This window comes from Enterobacter cloacae complex sp. 277I4 (genome assembly GCF_050031465.1).
Lineage (GTDB): Bacteria > Pseudomonadota > Gammaproteobacteria > Enterobacterales > Enterobacteriaceae > Enterobacter > Enterobacter cloacae.
The window spans coordinates 462,967-482,627 of record NZ_JBLGWC010000001.1; the positions used below are offsets into that span (position 1 = coordinate 462,967).

A 19,661-nucleotide genomic window follows, 5' to 3' on the forward strand; every position below is an offset into this window, starting at 1 on the left:
ATTATTGAAAAGGTATGGCTTTTCAACGGCAGGACAGAGCTAACATTTACTTAAATAATGTAACAAAATGTTATCAAATTGTTTTTAATGGGGTTGAAAGAAGATAAAAAATTTGCAAAAACGAAAAGCCACTAAAAATAAGTGGCTTTTATCGGAGGTGATTAGACGTAGAGAATAGCCTGTACGCGCCAATGATCGCTGCGGTTATCTTCCTGCATCTGAATAATTCGATACCAGGAAGCGCCCTGTTCATCGGCTTTTAGTGCCACGACACGTTCAACATCTTGCGGGCTTCCCGAAATGTTATTGACGGAGATCTGGCCAATTTCATTAAGGCCAGTGACGCAATCAGCACTGGCGAATTCTGCTGACTGTGCAGTCGTGCTCACAAGGCCTACTGAGAGCAACAGAGAGGTCAAAGCAAGAGTTCGTTTCATTGTCAGCTCCATTTCACATTTCTCCGGTATCCGCCGGGCACTCCTTCGCAAATAAACTCACTTCCATTGTCGCGGGCATGGAGTTTATTGTGGACAGGAAAATGTCTATGGACGCAAAGCAGTGTAAATGTCGTTCAAATGAAGATCGTTATTTACGGTACAAAATAGCCTGTGAATACCACTGTCCCGTAATGATGGTTTCATCGATCATAATGATGACGTAATAATCTGCTTTGGCGGCGGCAGCTTGCGCCTTTATTGACTCCTCTGCGTCATCCGGGGATCCGCGAACCAGCGCGGAGACGGTACCCATTCGTTGTAATCCTTCCGTCTGATTACGACGAATCTCCTGCGGATGGTCGGCGACCGGGGGAGCGGGTTGCGGTGTCCCCTGTAGTGCACTACAGCCACTGAGCAGAACCAGCAACAATAAAGTAGCAAACCTGCGCATAACCATATCTCGTTTCCTGATAGCCATAGTGTAGTTGTCTGCGAATTTAGTTTTGGGGGAATGTTCCCGAAGTGTTATCTGGTACGTATATTTCGAATGAAAATATCGTGAAAGCGTAATCCAGTTCTCAACATTATGAATCATTCATCAGCACAGGGTCGACAATGATTGAAATTGAAACTCGCCGCCTCGGCAATCATGAAATATTACACGCTATCCCTGCGGGAAAAAGTGCACACCCGCTGCCTGTTGTGGTTTTTTATCATGGCTTTACTTCATCGAAGCTGGTGTACAGCTACTTTGCGGTGGCGCTGGCGCAGGCCGGTTTTCGGGTAGTGATGCCGGATGCGCCCGATCACGGTGCACGTTTTACCGGTGATGCACAGGTGCGACTGGGGCAGTTCTGGCAGATTTTGCACGGTAGCCTGAGCGAATTTGCCGGGCTGCGCGATGCGCTTTACCAGGCGGGGCTGGTGGCGGATCAACGGCTGTCGGTGGCCGGCGCATCGATGGGGGGAATGACGGCGCTCGGGATCATGGCTCGTCATCCTGAGGTGACCTCTGTGGCGTGCCTGATGGGCTCGGGCTATTTTACGTCATTGTCAAAAACGCTGTTTCCACCGCAAGACGCGACGGAGATTGATGCGTTGCTGGCCGAATGGGAAGTGACCCGGGCGTTACCGCGTCTGGCCGATCGCCCGTTGCTGTTGTGGCATGGTGACGCGGATGATGTGGTGCCCCCTGGCGAAACCTTCCGTCTCCAGCAGGCACTACAGCGCGAAGGGCTGGACGGCAACCTGACCTGTCTGTGGGAAGCGGGAGTTCGCCACCGTATCACGCCAGCGGCGCTGGACGCGACGGTGGACTTTTTCCGCCAGCATCTTTAAACGCGCAGAATTTTGACGCCCTGATCTTCCAGCTTCTGCAGGATCTCTGGATTGGCATGTTTGCCGGTGATCACCATGTCAATCTGTTCGGCGCGGCTGAACAACATGCCAGCTCGCTCGCCGACTTTGCTGCTGTCGACCAGTACGACGAGCTTGCCCACGACGTTAAGCATATTTTGCTCTGCCATCGCGGTTAACATGTCGGTTTTGTAGAGCCCGTCCGCGGTCAGGCCTTTGCCGCTGGTAAACATCCAGTGCCCGGCATAGAGGCTGTTTTCGCTATCCTGGGGACTGAGGGTAATGGACTGGCTCTTATTATACTGGCCGCCCATGATCACCACGCTTTCATGTTCCTGATCGATAAGATAGTTAGCCAGCGGCAGATAGTTGGTGATGATTTGCACCGGTTTACCGCACATCTCGCGGCCCAGCAGAAATGCCGTGGAGCCGCAGTTGATCACCACGCTCTCACCCGGGTTGACCAGCTGTGATGCGGCTCTGGCAATGCGCACTTTTTCATCGTGGTTTTGCGCCTGATGGATGTTCATCGGCGTCCAGCGGGGGCGCTGCTGGCTGATGGCTTCCGCGCCGTTACGGACTTTTTTCAGCTTACCGCTCTCATCCAGCTTGTTGATATCTCGTCGTGCCGTCGCGGGGGAAATCCCTAAACGTTCGATCACTTTCTCGACGGTGATAAACCCTGTTTGCGCCAGGAGTTCCAGTAATATTTGATGCCGTTGCGCTTCCGTCATGAGCTATTCCGATAAGAATTGATTTGAAAAGATGATATTTGAAATAGCGTGAAATTACTAAAATAAATATGAAATCGCCAGACGCAAGGTCTGGCGATGGGGTTTCACAATCAGAGGAATGACTTGAACGGCAGGTCTGGCTCAATGGTGAAGCAATCATCGAAACCGCGTGGGTAGTGATACTCGAGATTGTCTTTGTCCAGCGGCCAGGTGAACTTGCCGCCTACCTGCCAGATAAATGGCTTGAAGCCATACTTCAGACGGTCTTTTTTCATCTCCCACAATACGCGGATTTCCTGCGGATCGGCCTGGAAGTTTGACCAGATATCGTGGTGGAAAGGAATCACCACTTTGGTGTTCAGTGCTTCTGCCATGCGCAGCATATCGGCGCTGGTCATTTTGTCGGTGATGCCGCGTGGGTTCTCGCCGTAGGAGCCCAGTGCCACGTCAATCTGATGCTCGTTACCATGCTTCGCATAGTAGTTGGAGTAGTGAGAATCACCGCTGTGGTACAGGGAACCGCCAGGGGTTTTAAACAGATAGTTCACTGCTCGCTCATCCATGCCGTCTGGCAGGACGCCTGCGGCTTTCTGGTCAGCAGGCAGGGTGATCAGCGCGGTGCGGTCAAAGGCGTCCAGCGCATGGATTTCAATGTCTTTAATTTTCACCACGTCGCCTGGCTTCATGACGATGCAGCGCTCTTTCGGCACGCCCCAGCCAATCCAGAGATCCACGCAGGTCTGCGGCCCGATAAACGGCACGTCGTCCGCGCAGTTTTGCATCACCGCTGCCGCCACGTTTACATCGATGTGATCGTTATGATCGTGGGTGGAAAGGACGGCGTCGATCTGGCGAATGGCAAAAGGATCAAGAACAAACGGTGTGGTACGCAGGTTCGGCTGCAATTTTTCTACACCTGCCATGCGCTGCATCTGATGACCTTTTTTCATCAGTGGATTGCCGTGGCTCTGTTTGCCGGTACCGCACCAGAAATCAACGCAAATATTGGCGCCACCCTCGGATTTCAGCCAGATGCCGGTGCAACCCAGCCACCACATTGCAAACGTACCAGGAGCAACCTGTTCCTGCTCAATCTCTTCATTCAGCCAGCTGCCCCATTCCGGGAAGGTGCTCAGAATCCATGATTCACGGGTGATGGTGTTCACTTTACTCATCGTTTTGACTCCTGGTTTAATCAAAAGTAATCATATGGTGATTTGTTGTGATTAATGCTGGCACTCTTTGAATCGGTTTGCAACGAGTAAATTGAGGAAATTTATCTTCGCCATGTCACAGATAATCCTTTTCTACGTTGTTAGAATATCCGCTATCAATGATTAATTGCATGAATTATAAGAAATAATTTATGCGTGGAAATCGGTAGTGAAAATAATTACTAACACCATGGAAATAATTTGCGTGATACGTCACAAATAATCAAATGCAATCTTGTGGTGATTATTTGTGATTAATAGAGTGATGGCACCAACCGAACAGGGATTACCCCCTCGTGTTCTCATTTCTGGAGAGAGTTATGGAGATCCTCTACAACGTCTTTACCGTGTTCTTTAATCAGGTAATGACTAACGCCCCGCTTTTGCTGGGTATCGTGACGTGCCTGGGCTACATCCTTCTGCGCAAAAGCATCAGCGTCATCATCAAAGGCACAATCAAAACCATCATCGGTTTCATGCTGTTGCAGGCGGGTTCAGGTATTCTGACCAGCACCTTTAAGCCTGTGGTTGCGAAGATGTCGGAGGTGTATGGCATCAACGGCGCCATCTCTGACACCTACGCGTCGATGATGGCCACCATTGACCGCATGGGAGATGCCTACAGTTGGGTGGGGTACGCGGTACTGCTCGCGCTGGCGTTGAACATCATTTACGTTCTGCTGCGCCGCATTACCGGCATCCGCACCATCATGCTGACTGGCCACATTATGTTCCAGCAGGCCGGGCTGATTGCGGTGTCTCTCTATATCTTCGGCTACCCCATGTGGACCACGATTATCTGCACCGCCGTGCTGGTATCGCTCTACTGGGGTATCACCTCCAACATGATGTACAAGCCGACGCAGGAGGTCACCGACGGCTGCGGTTTCTCCATCGGCCATCAGCAGCAATTCGCCGCCTGGCTCGCTTACAAGGTCGCACCGTACCTGGGTAAAAAAGAGGACAGCGTAGAAGATCTCAAGCTGCCGGGCTGGCTGAATATCTTCCACGACAACATCGTCTCAACCGCCATTGTGATGACCATCTTCTTCGGCGCCATTCTGCTCTCCTTCGGGATTGATGTGGTGCAGGCGATGGCGGGGAAAACGCACTGGACGGTTTATATCCTGCAGACCGGTTTCTCCTTCGCGGTAGCCATTTTCATCATTACCCAGGGCGTCCGTATGTTTGTTGCCGAACTGTCTGAAGCCTTTAATGGGATATCCCAACGCCTGATTCCTGGTGCGGTGCTGGCCATTGACTGTGCGGCTATCTACAGCTTTGCGCCAAACGCGGTGGTCTGGGGCTTCATGTGGGGCACCATCGGCCAGTTGATTGCGGTAGGCATTCTGGTCGGCTGCGGCTCATCCATTCTGATTATTCCTGGCTTTATCCCAATGTTCTTCTCCAACGCCACCATTGGCGTCTTTGCTAACCACTTTGGCGGCTGGCGCGCGGCGCTCAAGATCTGTCTGGTGATGGGCATGGTGGAGATCTTCGGTTGCGTGTGGGCGGTCAAGCTCACCGGTATGAGCGCCTGGATGGGCATGGCGGACTGGTCAATCCTGGCACCGCCAATGATGCAGGGCTTTGCGTCCGTCGGGCTGGTCTTTATGGCCGTCATCATCCTGATTGCTCTGGCTTATATGTTCTTCGCTGGCCGTTCTCTGCGAGCTGAAGAAGATGCGGAAAAACAAACAGCAGAAGTTTCTGCTCACTAAGGAGTTTCGATTATGACCGTACGTATCCTGGCTGTGTGTGGCAATGGGCAAGGTAGCTCCATGATCATGAAGATGAAAGTGGACCAGTTTTTAACCCAGTCAAACATTGACCACACGGTGAACAGCTGCGCGGTGGGGGAATACAAAAGTGAACTGAACGGCGCCGATATCATCATCGCGTCTACCCATATCGCCGGTGAAATTAGCGTTTCTGGCAACAAGTATGTCGTGGGGGTACGCAACATGCTCTCCCCTGCGGATTTCGGCCCAAAACTGCTGGAAGTGATCAAAGCGCACTTCCCCCAGGACGTGAAGTAAGGACGCCACATGAAACTACGTGATTCGCTGGCAGAGAATAACTCCATCCTTTTACAGGCCGAGGCCAGCACCTGGCAGGAGGCGGTCAAGCTGAGCGTGGATCTGCTGGTTAAGGCTGACGTTGTCGAGCCGCGGTATTACCAGGCCATTCTTGATGGTGTGGCGCAGCATGGTCCTTATTTTGTCATCGCGCCAGGCCTTGCAATGCCACACGGTCGCCCGGAAGAGGGCGTGAAGAAAACCGGCTTCGCGCTGGTAACGCTGAAAACGCCTTTGGTGTTTAACCATGAAGATAACGACCCGGTCGACATCCTGATCACCATGGCGGCCGTCGATGCCAATACCCATCAGGAGGTTGGCATCATGCAGATCGTTAACCTGTTTGATGACGAAGCGAATTTTGATCGTTTACGCGCCTGCCGCACCGAGCAGGAAGTGCTGGATTTAATTGATAACGCCACAGCGGCGGCAGTTTAAGAAGGAATTGAAAATGTCATTACCAATGTTGCAGGTCGCGCTGGATAACCAGACTCTGTCCGATGCGTATGAAACCACCCGCTTGATTGCGGAAGAGGTGGATATTATCGAAGTTGGCACCATTCTGTGCGTAGGCGAAGGCGTGCGCGCCGTTCGCGATCTGAAAGCGCTCTACCCGCATAAAATCGTGCTGGCCGATGCCAAGATTGCCGATGCAGGCAAAATTCTCTCCCGCATGTGTTTTGAAGCCAATGCCGACTGGGTCACTGTGATCTGCTGTGCAGATATCAACACCGCGAAAGGCGCGCTGGATGTGGCGAAAGAGTTCAACGGCGATGTGCAGATTGAACTGACCGGTTTCTGGACCTGGGAACAGGCCCAGGCGTGGCGCGATGCTGGCATTCAGCAGGTCGTTTATCACCGCAGCCGTGATGCGCAGGCCGCCGGCGTGGCGTGGGGAGATGCGGATATCAGCGCCATTAAACGTCTTGCTGACATGGGCTTTAAAGTGACCGTTACCGGTGGCCTGGCACTGGAAGATCTGCCGCTGTTTAAAGGTATCCCTATTCACGTCTTTATCGCGGGTCGCAGCATTCGTGATGCCGCGTCTCCGGTGGAAGCGGCACGTCAGTTCAAACGTTCAATCGCTCAGCTTTGGGGCTAAGGAGCGGGTATGTTGTCTAAACAGGTCCCGCTTGGCATCTATGAAAAGGCACTCCCTGCGGGGGAGTGCTGGCTGGAGCGGCTGAAACTGGCGAAACAGTTGGGCTTCGATTTTGTCGAAATGTCCGTGGATGAGACCGATGAACGTCTTTCTCGCCTCGACTGGAGCCAGGAGCAGCGTCTGGCGCTGGTGAGTGCGGTCGCCGAAACGGGCGTACGCGTGCCGTCTATGTGCCTCAGTGCCCACCGTCGTTTTCCGCTTGGCAGTGAAGATGATACGGTGCGCGCGCAGGGGCTGGAGATCATGCGTAAAGCCATTCGTTTTGCGCAGGATGTGGGTATTCGCGTGATACAGCTTGCCGGGTATGACGTTTACTATCAGGAAGCCAATGACGAAACGCGTCGTCGTTTTCGTGATGGCCTGAAAGAGAGCGTTGAAATGGCTAGCCGCGCGCAGGTGACGCTGGCGATGGAGATCATGGACTATCCGTTAATGAACTCGATCAGCAAGGCGCTGGGCTACGCGCATTACCTGAACAATCCGTGGTTCCAGCTCTATCCTGATATCGGCAACCTGTCGGCGTGGGATAACGACGTACAAATGGAACTGCTGGCGGGGATGGGCCATATCGTCGCGGTTCATGTCAAAGATACGCGTCCTGGGGTATTCAAAAACGTTCCGTTCGGCACCGGGGTGGTGGATTTCGAACGGTGCTTCCAGACGCTCAAACAGGCGGGGTATTGCGGACCTTACCTGATTGAGATGTGGAGCGAAACGTCAGATGACCCGGCAGGTGAAGTGGCTAACGCTCGCGACTGGGTACGGGAACGTATGGCACGGGCCGGCTTACTGGAGGCTGAATATGCTTAAGCTTAAGCAGCAGGTCTTTGACGCTAATATGGATCTCCCGCGCTATGGGTTGGTGACCTTCACCTGGGGAAACGTCAGTGCTATCGACCGAGAGCAAGGGCTCGTGGTGATTAAGCCTAGCGGCGTGGCATATGACGCCATGAGCCCTGACGATATGGTGGTGGTTGATCTTGAGGGTAACGTTGTCGACGGCAAATGGCGCCCTTCTTCAGATACAGCCACCCATCTGGCGCTCTACCGGCGTTACCCTTCTCTGGGCGGCGTAGTGCATACGCACTCTACGCATGCCACAGCCTGGGCACAGGCGGGGCGGGCCATTCCGGCTCTGGGAACCACGCATGCGGACTACTTCTTTGGTGACATTCCGTGCACGCGGGCACTCACGCAGACAGAAGTGGAAGGCGAGTACGAGCTCAACACCGGCAACGTCATTATCGAAACGCTGGGTGAGAGCGAACCGCTGCATACGCCGGGCATTGTGGTCTATCAGCACGGTCCGTTCGCCTGGGGAAAAGATGCGCATGACGCTGTCCATAACGCGGTAGTCATGGAGGAGGTGGCACGTATGGCGTGGATCGCTCGTGGCATCAACCCACAGCTTCAGGGCATTGATGATTACCTGATGAACAAGCATTTCATGCGCAAGCACGGTCCAAACGCCTATTACGGGCAGAAGTGAATAAGTGCTCTGGAATACCGAAAACAGTTGTAACCGGTGGTATTTCAGAGCCATTCATAAAAAAAAGCCCCCGCGCAGGGGGCAAGTAAAACGATGGCTATATTCTTTTTGTTGGCTTTCCTGGTGCTAGCGTCAAAGCGTTATCGGTAAATATCTGCACTGGCGTGCATGTTGCCGTTGCTGCCGGGCTCACGCATCAGAATAACGTGGTAGTAATTTGCCCCCTGAGCATCGGTTTCTTTATTAAGCGCCTGATCTGCTTCGCTCTCTGTGGCGAAATGGTGATTGATGTAAATAACGCCTAAGCTCTGCACATCATCCATGTTTCTGGCCTGTCGGCTGTCTATCTTGATGGCTGCCATCGCGTTTGCACTGAGCAAAAGCGCAGCCATTACGGCAATTGCGATTTTTTTCATGATATGCGCTCCACGACTGCGTGCTGTGAGACGGTTGTTTGCTCCCCTCCGGTATTTATATGGTCTCTGATTAAAGTGTAATCACTTATCCGGCGAGGATGCGTGACCATTTCTGATGCAGTTGTTCAAAAAAACAACGCTTCCTGATGTGGTTAATTTTAAATCACCCACTTAGACCAGCTTTGCGGTTTGTGCGAATTATTTGTGCAATCAGCTTGAGTTTCCTGGGGGGCGCAAGTATTATGACGCGTCAATTTTTCAGCCGACCTTTAACACGTTCCTTGCCTCCCCGGGCCTCGGCTGACCCAGACAGGAGGCTGAATAATCCGTAAGGAGCAATTCGATGCGTCATTACGAAATCGTTTTTATGGTCCATCCTGACCAGAGCGAACAGGTTCCGGGTATGATCGAGCGTTACTCTGCTGCCATCACTGGTGCAGAAGGTACGATCCACCGTCTGGAAGACTGGGGCCGCCGTCAGCTGGCTTACCCGATCAACAAACTGCACAAAGCACACTACGTTCTGATGAACGTTGAAGCTCCGCAGGAAGTGATCGATGAGCTGGAAACTACCTTCCGCTTCAACGATGCCGTTATCCGCAGCATGGTTATGCGTACCAAACACGCAGTTACCGAAGCATCTCCGATGGTTAAAGCGAAAGACGAGCGCCGTGAGCGTCGCGATGATTTCGCAAACGAAACCGCAGATGATTCTGATGCTGGGGATTCTGAAGAGTAATTTCTGATGACCAACCGTCTGGCGTTGTCCGGCATCGTATGCAGGGCTCCCCTTCGAAAGGTCAGTCCATCAGGAATTCCGCATTGCCAGTTCGTGCTTGAGCATCGTTCTGTGCAAGAGGAAGCCGGGTTTCACCGGCAGGCGTGGTGCCAAATGCCCGTTATCATTAGCGGACACGAAAACCAGGCCATTACTCACAGTTTAACGGTCGGTAGTGCAGTAATCGTTCAGGGGTTCATCTCTTGCCACAAGGCAAAGAACGGTCTGAGCAAAATGGTTCTGCATGCCGAGCAGATTGATTTGATAGATTCTGGAGACTAGCCATATGGCACGTTATTTCCGTCGTCGCAAGTTCTGCCGTTTCACCGCGGAAGGCGTTCAAGAGATCGACTATAAAGATATCGCAACGCTGAAAAACTACATCACCGAAAGCGGTAAGATTGTCCCAAGCCGTATCACCGGTACTCGTGCAAAATACCAGCGTCAGCTGGCTCGCGCTATCAAACGCGCTCGCTACCTGTCTCTGCTGCCGTACACTGATCGTCATCAGTAATCGGGCACGGTCCATTAATACGACTTTAAGAGGATAAGGTAATGCAAGTTATTCTGCTTGATAAAGTAGCAAACCTGGGCAGCCTGGGTGATCAGGTAAACGTTAAAGCGGGCTACGCTCGTAACTTCCTGGTTCCACAGGGTAAAGCTGTTCCTGCTACCAAGAAAAACGTAGAGTTTTTCGAAGCACGTCGTGCTGAACTGGAAGCCAAACTGGCTGACGTTCTGGCGGCTGCTAACGCTCGCGCTGAAGCAATCAACGCACTGGGCACTGTTACCATCGCTTCCAAAGCTGGCGACGAAGGTAAACTGTTCGGTTCCATCGGTACCCGCGATATCGCTGATGCAGTTTCTGCAGCAGGCGTTAAAGTGGCTAAGAGCGAAGTTCGTCTGCCGAACGGCGTTCTGCGTACCACTGGTGAGCACGAAGTTGACTTCCAGGTTCACAGCGAAGTGTTCGCTAAACTGGTTGTTAACGTTGTAGCTGAGTAATTTTTTACTCTGCTCGCGTCGAAGCGCCGGCCTTGTGCCGGCGTTTTGCTTTTTAAAGCCTGACGAACCTCTCTTTTAGCTTGTATGGTCGCGATTCCTGACGCATTCTCTGATAATAAAATGAAACGCAATTTTATCTTTGAGATTTGCCATGGAAACCGCTCTGTCTACGCCTGTCTTTGCCCGTCGCAATGTGGCCTACGCCTGCGCCACACTCTGCTGTCTGCTCTGGGGTAGCTCTTACCCGGCCATTAAAAGTGGCTATGAACTCTTTCAGATCGCAACCGATGATATCCCGTCAAAAGTCGTCTTTGCCGGATACCGTTTTCTGTTTGCCGGAGCACTGCTGCTGCTGTTTGCGCTGGCACAGCGTAAACCCATCGCCAGGCTCACGCCCACGCAGTTTGGCCAGCTTACGATCCTGGGACTGACGCAGACCACCATTCAGTACACCTTCTTTTATATCGGGCTGGCATACACCACGGGCGTTAATGGCTCGATCATGAACGCCACCGGCACCTTCTTCAGCGTACTGCTGGCGCATTTTATCTACCACAACGACAAGCTCAGCTATAACAAAACGCTGGGCTGTATTCTGGGGTTTGCCGGGGTGATGCTGGTGAATTTCCACAGTGGTATTCGTGATTTCCGCTTTGTCTGGAATGGTGACGGGTTTGTGGTGCTGGCGGCGTTCATCCTCTCCGCCGCCACGCTTTACGGCAAACGGATTTCCCAGACGGTTGATCCCACGGTGATGACCGGCTGGCAGCTGGGCATTGGTGGTCTTGCGCTGGTGGTAGGGGGATATGCAACGGGCGGGACGCTGGAGGTGCATAGCCTTACCGCGGTGACGGTATTAGGGTATCTGACGTTGCTCTCATCCGTCGCCTTCGCCCTGTGGAGCGCGCTACTGAAAGTGAACCGCGTCAGTATGATTGCCCCGTTCAACTTTGTGATTCCCGTCGCCGGGACGGTACTGTCCGCTATTTTCCTTGGCGAAAACATCCTTGAGATTAAATACGCGATTGCGCTGGTGCTGGTCTGCTCGGGGATCTGGTGGGTGAATAAACGGAGTGCCTGAGAACAAAAGTGCCGGGTGGCGGCTTCGCCTTACCCGGCCTACGCCATTACCGTGCTCTGATAAAACTGCCGTCTGGCTGGCGGGTAAACAGCACCTGTTGGCCATTACCCGTATCAATCGTTAGCCCGGTGACCACGCCGCTGGCATTCTGGCGGATCTGCACCATCTGGCCGTTCTGCAGGTTACTGAGCGGCTTACCCGCACCTTCTACCTGAGCCATCGCATAGACATCGGTTGGCGGCAGGTTATGGTCGCGGAACAGCTGAGCAAGCGTTTTGCCCGCCTCCACGCGGTAGGAACGCCATTGCTGCTCAATGCCGGTTGGCTGCTGCGTCTGCGGTTCAGACGGGGCTGCGGCCTGCTCCTGCGGCTGTTCTTCCTGAATAGGCTCTGGCTCAACCGGTGCAACCTGTCCCGGATCGTTAGACGGCGTCACAAACTGTGTCTGCATGGGTTGCGTGTCAGGCTGCGGGCGCGTTTGCGACTGAAGATCCAGTTGCGCATTGCGGGTAACCGGTGCGGTATCGACATCATCGCCGCCAGAAGGGAGCAGGAAACCGACGATCACCAGCAGCGCGCCTATGATAATCCCTCTGCGATGCAGAGGAGGTAGCGGGTCCATAATGCGAAAATTGTCCGGCGCATGCCAGATTTTCGCCAGGGTAGGTTTCAGTTCAAATCGCCCGGGCATGGCTCTCCTCCTGCTCCGCGTCTTTTTTATCCTGTGCTCCGAAGTATAGTTCGCTAACTGCCTGAACGGCGTAGCAAACCCGACATCCGTGACATCCATTCGGGATTAATCCTGGTTACCTCTATTGTTTCTGTTTCGTCGCAGTTTGTCACCTTAACTTCAGACAAAGTTTTACCCATAAGGGCATGGCTGCTATGCTGCCCGCTACTTTAAATGTGATGGAAGGAAAACCCATGACCACCCCGACTTTTGACACTATCGAAGCGCAGGCAAGTTACGGTATCGGCTTGCAGGTAGGACAGCAACTGAGCGAATCCGGCCTGGAAGGTCTGTTACCAGAAGCGCTGGTGGCGGGTATCGCTGACGCGCTGGAAGGCAAACAGCCAGCCGTTCCGGTTGATGTTGTGCACCGTGCGCTGCGTGAAATCCACGAACGTGCGGACGCTGTGCGTCGCGCGCGCTTCGAAGAGATGGCGGCAGAAGGTGTGAAATATCTGGAAGAGAACCGTGAGCGTGAAGGCGTGAACAGCACCGAGTCTGGCCTGCAGTTCCGCGTGATCAACCAGGGCGACGGCGCTATCCCGGCACGCACTGACCACGTTCGCGTACACTACACCGGTAAGCTGATCGACGGTACCGTGTTCGACAGCTCTGTTGCACGCGGCGAACCGGCTGAATTCCCGGTTAACGGCGTTATCGCAGGCTGGATTGAGGCTCTGACCCTGATGCCAGTCGGCTCCAAATGGGAACTGACTATCCCACACAACCTGGCGTACGGTGAGCGTGGCGCTGGTGCGTCCATCCCACCATTCAGCACCCTGGTGTTTGAAGTCGAGCTGCTGGAAATCCTGTAATCGGCTTTTCTTATTTCCTCTCTCCGTCCGGGGAGAGGAAAATAGTGTTAAAACCTATAGTTACGACGGAATCAATATTTTATCTTGCAAACGAAACTGTTGCGTGTATTTTTGTGAGCTGTTTCGCGCTGTATGAGTGATATGACACTCACTTCCAACATATTATTAACATAATATCTAAATCATAGTATTCATCCCGCCGATTCTTACCTAATATCGATAAACCCTTACAAAGGGACCGTCATTTATTTGACGTTTTTAAAGGCCAGAAGAGCCTTAACAACACAGACAGGCATAAACAGGAAAATTACATGGTAGATCAGGTCAAAGTCGCCGCGACAGAAGAGGCGACGTCTGAACAGTCGCTACGGCGCAATCTCACAAACCGTCATATTCAGCTTATCGCCATCGGGGGTGCCATCGGTACCGGGCTGTTTATGGGCTCAGGCAAAACCATCAGTCTTGCCGGGCCGTCGATCATTTTTGTTTATATGATCATCGGTTTTATGCTCTTTTTTGTGATGCGTGCAATGGGTGAATTGCTGCTCTCCAACCTCGAATACAAATCTTTCAGCGATTTTGCTTCCGACCTGCTCGGTCCCTGGGCGGGTTATTTCACCGGCTGGACCTACTGGTTCTGCTGGGTCGTAACCGGCATGGCGGATGTCGTCGCCATTACTGCCTATGCGCAGTTCTGGTTCCCGGGGCTGTCGGACTGGGTCGCCTCGCTGGCGGTGATTATTCTGCTGCTGAGCCTCAACCTCGCCACCGTTAAGATGTTCGGTGAGATGGAGTTCTGGTTCGCGATGATCAAGATTGTCGCTATTGTGGCGCTGATTGTGGTGGGCCTGGTAATGGTGCTGACGCACTTCCAGTCGCCAACCGGCGTACAGGCTTCGTTTACCCATCTGTGGAATGACGGCGGCTGGTTCCCGAAAGGCATCAGCGGCTTCTTTGCCGGCTTCCAGATTGCGGTGTTTGCCTTTGTGGGGATTGAGCTTGTGGGAACCACCGCTGCGGAAACCAAAGACCCTGAAAAATCCCTGCCGCGTGCAATCAACTCCATTCCGGTTCGTATCATCATGTTCTACGTCTTTGCGTTGATCATTATTATGTCCGTGACGCCGTGGAGCTCGGTTGTGCCAAGCAAGAGCCCATTTGTTGAACTGTTCGTGCTGGTGGGACTGCCTGCGGCAGCGAGCCTGATTAACTTCGTGGTGCTGACATCTGCAGCGTCATCGGCGAACAGCGGTGTGTTCTCAACCAGCCGCATGCTGTTTGGCCTGGCGCAGGAAGGCGTTGCGCCGAGCGCGTTCGCGAAGCTCTCTAAGCGTGCCGTTCCGGCGAAAGGGCTGACGTTCTCCTGCATGTGCCTGTTGGGTGGGGTGGTAATGCTCTACGTGAACCCGAGCGTTATCGGTGCGTTCACCATGATCACCACCGTTTCGGCGATCCTGTTTATGTTCGTCTGGACGATCATCCTTTGTTCGTACCTGGTGTATCGTAAACAGCGTCCGCATCTGCATGAGAAATCGATCTATAAGATGCCGCTGGGCAAGCTGATGTGCTGGGTGTGCATGGCGTTCTTCGCGTTCGTTCTGGTTCTGCTGACGCTGGAAGATGACACCCGTCAGGCGCTGATCGTCACGCCGCTGTGGTTCATCGCCCTGGGATTGGGCTGGCTGTTCATTGGTAAGAAACGAATGGCAGGCGTAAGGTAAAAGCAAAACGGCAACTTCGGTTGCCGTTTTTAGTTTTTGCACCCTCTCCCCGTGGGAGAGGGCCGGGTGAGGGCATCAGGCTTCAGTGGCCTTTTTTATTCACCCGCCAATGCACGCGGGAACAGAACGTTATTCTCAAGACTGATGTGTTCCATCAGGTCATCGATCATCTCGTTAATGCCGTTGTACATCGCTTTCCATGTGGTGCAGGCTTCTGGCGGCGGCGTGACGTTATTGGTCGTGTGTTTGATGACTTCCAGCAGTTCACCCGCGTCGTCATGTTCGCTTTCCATCACGCTAATTGGCCCCATCGCCTGGCTGCCCATTCCCTGTTTAATCATCGGGAAGAGGATCTGCTCTTCTTTCATCATATGGCTGGTGAGTTCTTCATGCAGCATGGTCAGGTATTTCGCCAGGCCGCGCGGCACGGAAGGCTTGTCGGCGTGCACACGTTCAACTTTGCTGGCCTGCAGGATCAGCTCCGGCAGTTGTTCGCGGTGGCGATCGTGGTAACGCACGATAATGTGGTCGATGATTTCGGCAAGCGGGGCCGTGCGCCACTCTTTGTCGATGGGTTGCTCTGCCAGCAGAGCCAGCTCCGCTTCAATAACCTCTACATCCAGCTCTTTGCGCGAGGCCGCACGTGCCAGGGTTTGCTTACCGCCGCAGCAGTAATCCATGTCGTATTTACGAAACAGCGCAGAAGCGCGAGGGATGGAGAGCGCCAGCTCGCCGAGGGGTTGGTCGCGGAAGGCCATAGCAGTTACCTCATCATCAAGAATATAAGATGTATATTAAATACATCTTTAAGGCGGCGCTATAACCCTTTAGAGGCAAGGGTGAAAATGAGATGTAAGTCACAAAAAATTAGCGTGTTTAACTCACTGAATGAATGCAGAAAATAACTTTAGAAACTTTTTTAACGTGGAGAAACAGTAAACAACCCGCCGCGCCTGCCGATATACCCACGTCAGACAAACCTGCATATTACAAAGGCAACGCATGTTTAAACGTATAAAAGTCATTACCCTTTTGATTTCGGTGCTGCTTGTGCTCGGCATCATGCAACTCGTTTCCGCCGGTATCTTTATCAACGCGCTGAATAACGATAAAGACAATTTCACCGTGTCGCAGCTATCCAGCAAGAACGTGGCGGAGTTTACCGATGCATGGATCAGCCTGAACCAGGCGCGCGTCACCCTGAACCGCGGCATGCTGCGTCTGCAAAGCAGCATGGCCTCGCAGATTAACGGCGGACAGCTCAATGAGCTGGTAAACACGGCGAAAAACCTGCTGGCCAATGCCCAGTCTCATTACGACAAATACTATGCTTTGCCGAATACCCCAGGGCTGGATCCCAACCTGGCAAATCGCCTGGAAGAGCAGTACCGCAATTACTCCGCGACGCTGACCCAAATGAACGTTTTGCTCTCTCAGGGCAATCTGGAAGAGATGTTCAAGCAGAATGCAGAGCAGAAACAGACCGCGATGCAAAACGTTTACCGGGAATGGCGTGAAGCCCAGGCCGTGCTTACGGATAAAGGTATCAAAGATAACGAAAGTGATTACAAGCGTATCCTGTGGATCCTCTCTGCGGTTATGCTGCTGGTAATTATCGTGATTATCTCCAGCTGGATTGCCATGCGCCGCGTGCTGCTGTTGCCGCTGCAGGATGTGATAAGCCATATCCGCGCCATTGCCGCCGGTGATTTAACCCAGCCGATCCATGCAGAGGGTAAAAACGAGATGGCCGTACTGGCGCAAAACGTCCAGGAGATGCAAACCGCGCTGGCAAACACCGTGGGCGTGGTTCGTGAAGGTGCGGATACCATTTACACCGGTGCGGGGGAAATCTCTGCGGGCAGTAACGATCTTTCTTCCCGTACCGAGCAGCAGGCTGCCTCGCTGGAAGAGACGGCTGCCAGTATGGAGCAGCTGACGGCAACGGTGAAACAAAACGCCGACAATGCCCGTCAGGCTTCCCGTCTGGCGCTTGATGCCTCTTCAACGGCGAAGAAGGGCGGTAACGTTGTAGAAGGCGTGGTGCGCACCATGGACGAAATCGCCACCAGTTCCAGCAAAATTGCGCAAATTACCAATGTCATTGACGGCATTGCCTTCCAGACGAACATCCTGGCTCTTAACGCGGCAGTTGAAGCGGCGCGCGCAGGTGAGCAGGGGCGTGGCTTTGCGGTGGTAGCCGGAGAAGTGCGTACGCTCGCTCAGCGCAGCGCCCAGGCGGCGAAAGAGATTAAAGCGCTGATTGATGACTCTGGTGAGCGAGTTAACGCAGGCTCGCAACTGGTGAACGAAGCCGGGGCCACCATGGCGGAGATTGTTAACGCCGTGACTCGCGTCACCGACATTATGGGTGAAATTGCCTCTGCGTCTGATGAGCAGAGCCGCGGGATCGACCAGGTGGGCCAGGCGGTGGCAGAGATGGATCGTGTTACCCAACAGAACGCCTCGCTGGTGGAAGAGTCTGCGGCCGCAGCGGCCGCGCTGGAAGACCAGGCGGCACGCCTGAACGACGCGGTGGCGGTGTTTAAAATTGCCCGCAGCCAGGCAGTGAAGGCGGCTCCGGCGAAAACCTATGCGCCAAAAACGCAGCCCGTCGCTTCTGCGTCTGAAGCCAACTGGGAAACGTTTTAAAAGCTTGCCCGGTGGCGGCTACGCCTGACCGGGCCTACGTTTTTGCTGGCCCTGCAAACGCCTCACATCTCCGACGCCGGAACGACCATCGGTTTTTCCGGCTTCGCTCTTACCGCCATCACTACCCCCATCACCAGCAGCACTATTCCAAAGGCCGTTAACAGCGGCGGTACGCTCTGGCGCATCAGGAAGGTGTACAGCAGCCCGGCCAGCGTTTCGAAGACAATCAGCGGCCCTAAGATCACCGTTGGCAGTTTCTGGCTGGCGATATTCCAGCACAGTGCGCCCACCCAGGAACAGAGCACAGCGATAGCGATCATCAGCCCGACAAAGACCCACGGCCGCGGCCCGAAAGGGAGGGCGAAGTCCGGTTGTTGCTGCGCAGACCAGAGGCACGCCCCGGCATAGCCCACCAGCGAGACCGGCAGCGTCACCAGCGCCTGTGCCGTTGCCCACATCATCGGATGTTTATCCGGGTTCTCCCGCAACCATCGCGCATTACGCAGGGCATACCAGGCCCAGCAGGCGACGGAAATAAACGCTAAACCGATCCCCGAACCGTAACGCCAGACGCTGAAATCAGCGAGCCCGTGGCGAAGCTCGGCAATATTCACACAGACCAGCCCGACGCCCGTGCAGATCAGCGCGGGTACCATTTTTGACCATGCCAGTTTGCCATCGCGCTGGCTGTACAGCAGGTTCGCAAAGACGGGGATAACGACAGGCAGCGTGCCGATAATCATGGTCGATACCGGCGCGCCGGTACGCTGAATGGCGCTCGCCAGGCAGACGTAATAGATAAGGTTGCCCATCATGGTCAGCGCCAGCGCGGTCATCCAGTCCTGGCGGTTGAGCTGGCGTAAACGCGTACGACCGAGCCAGGCCAGCGGCAGGGCAATCAGCCCCAGCGCCAGATAGCGTCCGGTTGACTGCAGGGCCGCCGGATACTCGGGCACAATCAGCGGGCCGACAAAAATCAGCCCCCACATCAGCCCTGCCAGCAGGGCATACAACACGCCACTAATCATTATTCCATCCACATCAATTAACTTTGTACTCAGTGTAGAAGGGGGGATTGCGCGCGTATTGTATGAGATTGCGCATCAGCGCCCGATAACTTGTTTCTGGTAGCGGACGGGCGTAATCCCGTAGCGGCGGGTAAACGCGCGGGTTAAATGCGACTGGTCGGTCAGCCCGGTCGCGGCGGCCACTTCGGCGGCGGGCATGCCGTGCGTAAGGAAGCCTTTGGCGCGCCACAGACGAATAGCCATCAGCATCTGGTGCGGCGTGACGTGGAAATGGGCTTTAAACTGGCGCTGAAAATGGTAAGGGCTAAGAGAAACCACGTTGGCCAACTCGTCCAGCGTCACGGCGTGCATGTAGTTGTCGTGCAGATATTCGCGTACCCGTTCGAACCGGTGCGCGCCTTCCTTAATTATTGGAGCGTGATGGGCCAACGGCTGGAAGGTCTCAATCAGATCCAGCAGCAGTCCTTTTTGCGCAAGCGGGTCCTGGGTATGCCACAGGCCGTAGATCAGCTGGCCGATTTGCTGCGAACGCAGCGGGTCGTGGCGGGTAACGTCGCTGAACCACCAGTGGCGCAGGCCAGTCACCTCTTCCAGTAAAGCGGGTTCGATGTAGACCATCCGGTAGCGCCAGCCGCCTTCGGTGGCCGATTCTCCGGTGTGGATCTCGTCTGGGTTCATGGTGACAACGGATTTTTCAGCGGCCAGGTGCTGAGTACCGCGATAGCGAAAGCGCTCGGCACCGGTTTCGATGGTGCCGATGCCGAAGGCTTCATGCGTGTGAGGCTCAAAGGCGTAGTCAGCGATATGCGCGTGATAAAGTTCCAGACCCGGCAACTGCGCCAGATGGCGAAAGCGCGCGCTGTCTCTCTCATCGCTAAATTGTTCCGGTACGCCTTGCACGGTGAGCCTCCTCGTGGGTCATCGCTTCATTATCAGAGATGACCCGAGGGGATGCCACAAAAAAT

General features: G+C 54.0%; 24 protein-coding genes. 15 read left to right on the forward strand and 9 right to left on the reverse strand.

Annotation, left to right across the window (positions count from 1 at the left end):
• Nucleotides 1-161: 161 nt before the first annotated feature.
• Together yjfN and bsmA are read right to left on the reverse strand one after the other, a co-directional pair.
• Nucleotides 162-449, reverse strand: a complete 288-nt coding sequence (yjfN, locus tag ACQG19_RS02195) for a DUF1471 family protease activator YjfN (protein WP_013095298.1) — start codon at nt 447-449, stop codon at nt 162-164.
• Between the two features lie 136 nt (nt 450-585).
• The gene (gene bsmA, locus ACQG19_RS02200; protein ID WP_071830088.1) at nt 586-915 is read right to left on the reverse strand and encodes a biofilm peroxide resistance protein BsmA; all 330 of its coding nucleotides are present in this window, start codon (nt 913-915) and stop codon (nt 586-588) included.
• 137 nt (nt 916-1,052) lie between these two features.
• Between bsmA and yjfP the strand changes: the two genes are divergently transcribed.
• Complete coding sequence (yjfP, locus tag ACQG19_RS02205; protein WP_094916355.1) at nt 1,053-1,775, forward strand: esterase; 723 nt, start codon at nt 1,053-1,055, stop codon at nt 1,773-1,775.
• On the opposite strand, the gene ulaR is transcribed toward yjfP, so the two are convergent.
• Together ulaR and ulaG are read right to left on the reverse strand one after the other, a co-directional pair.
• Entirely contained in the window at nt 1,772-2,527 is a 756-nt protein-coding gene (gene ulaR, locus ACQG19_RS02210) for an HTH-type transcriptional regulator UlaR (RefSeq protein WP_013095301.1), read from the reverse strand. The genes yjfP and ulaR overlap by 4 nt on opposite strands.
• A gap of 110 nt (nt 2,528-2,637) precedes the next feature.
• Complete coding sequence (gene ulaG, locus ACQG19_RS02215; protein ID WP_010427455.1) at nt 2,638-3,702, reverse strand: L-ascorbate 6-phosphate lactonase; 1,065 nt, start codon at nt 3,700-3,702, stop codon at nt 2,638-2,640.
• A gap of 359 nt (nt 3,703-4,061) precedes the next feature.
• Here ulaG and ulaA point away from each other — a divergent pair, with 359 nt between their 5' ends.
• Genes ulaA through ACQG19_RS02245 form a run of 6 tightly spaced genes read left to right on the forward strand, consistent with a single transcriptional unit; the run spans nt 4,062 to nt 8,470 of the window.
• Nucleotides 4,062-5,462: a PTS ascorbate transporter subunit IIC gene (ulaA, locus tag ACQG19_RS02220; RefSeq protein WP_246932116.1), complete on the forward strand. Its 1,401-nt coding sequence runs from the start codon at nt 4,062-4,064 to the stop codon at nt 5,460-5,462.
• Nucleotides 5,463-5,474: 12 nt separating this feature from the next.
• Entirely contained in the window at nt 5,475-5,780 is a 306-nt protein-coding gene (ulaB, locus tag ACQG19_RS02225; RefSeq protein ID WP_004109091.1) for a PTS ascorbate transporter subunit IIB, read from the forward strand.
• Nucleotides 5,781-5,789: 9 nt separating this feature from the next.
• Nucleotides 5,790-6,257, forward strand: a complete 468-nt coding sequence (gene ulaC / locus ACQG19_RS02230; protein ID WP_013095304.1) for a PTS ascorbate transporter subunit IIA — start codon at nt 5,790-5,792, stop codon at nt 6,255-6,257.
• 13 nt (nt 6,258-6,270) lie between these two features.
• Nucleotides 6,271-6,921 (forward strand): 3-keto-L-gulonate-6-phosphate decarboxylase UlaD, encoded by a 651-nt coding sequence (gene ulaD, locus ACQG19_RS02235; protein WP_013095305.1) that lies wholly within the window; start codon nt 6,271-6,273, stop codon nt 6,919-6,921.
• Between the two features lie 9 nt (nt 6,922-6,930).
• Nucleotides 6,931-7,791, forward strand: a complete 861-nt coding sequence (locus ACQG19_RS02240) for an L-ribulose-5-phosphate 3-epimerase (RefSeq protein ID WP_013095306.1) — start codon at nt 6,931-6,933, stop codon at nt 7,789-7,791.
• Entirely contained in the window at nt 7,784-8,470 is a 687-nt protein-coding gene (locus ACQG19_RS02245; RefSeq protein ID WP_013095307.1) for an L-ribulose-5-phosphate 4-epimerase, read from the forward strand. The genes ACQG19_RS02240 and ACQG19_RS02245 overlap by 8 nt, the downstream gene beginning before the upstream one ends.
• A gap of 140 nt (nt 8,471-8,610) precedes the next feature.
• Here the strand turns inward: ACQG19_RS02245 and yjfY are convergent, their stop codons facing one another.
• Nucleotides 8,611-8,886: a DUF1471 family protein YjfY gene (yjfY, locus tag ACQG19_RS02250; protein WP_013095308.1), complete on the reverse strand. Its 276-nt coding sequence runs from the start codon at nt 8,884-8,886 to the stop codon at nt 8,611-8,613.
• Nucleotides 8,887-9,229: 343 nt separating this feature from the next.
• Between yjfY and rpsF the strand changes: the two genes are divergently transcribed.
• From rpsF to ACQG19_RS02275, 5 genes are all read left to right on the forward strand, one after another.
• The gene (gene rpsF / locus ACQG19_RS02255; protein WP_003856034.1) at nt 9,230-9,625 is read left to right on the forward strand and encodes a 30S ribosomal protein S6; all 396 of its coding nucleotides are present in this window, start codon (nt 9,230-9,232) and stop codon (nt 9,623-9,625) included.
• A gap of 6 nt (nt 9,626-9,631) precedes the next feature.
• On the forward strand, nt 9,632-9,946 hold the full coding sequence (gene priB / locus ACQG19_RS02260; protein ID WP_008502895.1) for a primosomal replication protein N: 315 nt from the start codon (nt 9,632-9,634) through the stop codon (nt 9,944-9,946).
• Between the two features lie 4 nt (nt 9,947-9,950).
• Entirely contained in the window at nt 9,951-10,178 is a 228-nt protein-coding gene (rpsR, locus tag ACQG19_RS02265; protein WP_000135199.1) for a 30S ribosomal protein S18, read from the forward strand.
• Between the two features lie 41 nt (nt 10,179-10,219).
• Nucleotides 10,220-10,669, forward strand: coding sequence for a 50S ribosomal protein L9 (gene rplI / locus ACQG19_RS02270; RefSeq protein WP_008502894.1), 450 nt, complete (start codon nt 10,220-10,222; stop codon nt 10,667-10,669).
• A 151-nt stretch (nt 10,670-10,820) separates the two neighbouring features.
• Entirely contained in the window at nt 10,821-11,750 is a 930-nt protein-coding gene (locus ACQG19_RS02275) for a DMT family transporter (protein WP_246932114.1), read from the forward strand.
• 46 nt (nt 11,751-11,796) lie between these two features.
• On the opposite strand, the gene ACQG19_RS02280 is transcribed toward ACQG19_RS02275, so the two are convergent.
• Complete coding sequence (locus tag ACQG19_RS02280; protein ID WP_246932112.1) at nt 11,797-12,441, reverse strand: OapA family protein; 645 nt, start codon at nt 12,439-12,441, stop codon at nt 11,797-11,799.
• Nucleotides 12,442-12,674: 233 nt separating this feature from the next.
• Between ACQG19_RS02280 and fklB the strand changes: the two genes are divergently transcribed.
• On the forward strand, nt 12,675-13,295 hold the full coding sequence (gene fklB, locus ACQG19_RS02285) for an FKBP-type peptidyl-prolyl cis-trans isomerase (protein ID WP_008502892.1): 621 nt from the start codon (nt 12,675-12,677) through the stop codon (nt 13,293-13,295).
• A 311-nt stretch (nt 13,296-13,606) separates the two neighbouring features.
• Nucleotides 13,607-15,016, forward strand: coding sequence for a D-serine/D-alanine/glycine transporter (gene cycA, locus ACQG19_RS02290; protein ID WP_023619712.1), 1,410 nt, complete (start codon nt 13,607-13,609; stop codon nt 15,014-15,016).
• Between the two features lie 95 nt (nt 15,017-15,111).
• On the opposite strand, the gene ytfE is transcribed toward cycA, so the two are convergent.
• A complete protein-coding gene (ytfE, locus tag ACQG19_RS02295) occupies nt 15,112-15,774 on the reverse strand; it encodes an iron-sulfur cluster repair protein YtfE (protein ID WP_023619711.1) in 663 nt (220 codons plus the stop codon).
• A 244-nt stretch (nt 15,775-16,018) separates the two neighbouring features.
• Here ytfE and ACQG19_RS02300 point away from each other — a divergent pair, with 244 nt between their 5' ends.
• Nucleotides 16,019-17,668 (forward strand): methyl-accepting chemotaxis protein, encoded by a 1,650-nt coding sequence (locus ACQG19_RS02300; protein ID WP_020684395.1) that lies wholly within the window; start codon nt 16,019-16,021, stop codon nt 17,666-17,668.
• 62 nt (nt 17,669-17,730) lie between these two features.
• Here the strand turns inward: ACQG19_RS02300 and ACQG19_RS02305 are convergent, their stop codons facing one another.
• Nucleotides 17,731-18,696 (reverse strand): DMT family transporter, encoded by a 966-nt coding sequence (locus ACQG19_RS02305; RefSeq protein WP_246932110.1) that lies wholly within the window; start codon nt 18,694-18,696, stop codon nt 17,731-17,733.
• Nucleotides 18,697-18,771: 75 nt separating this feature from the next.
• Complete coding sequence (locus tag ACQG19_RS02310) at nt 18,772-19,596, reverse strand: AraC family transcriptional regulator (protein ID WP_013095315.1); 825 nt, start codon at nt 19,594-19,596, stop codon at nt 18,772-18,774.
• Between the last annotated feature and the right edge of the window lie 65 nt (nt 19,597-19,661).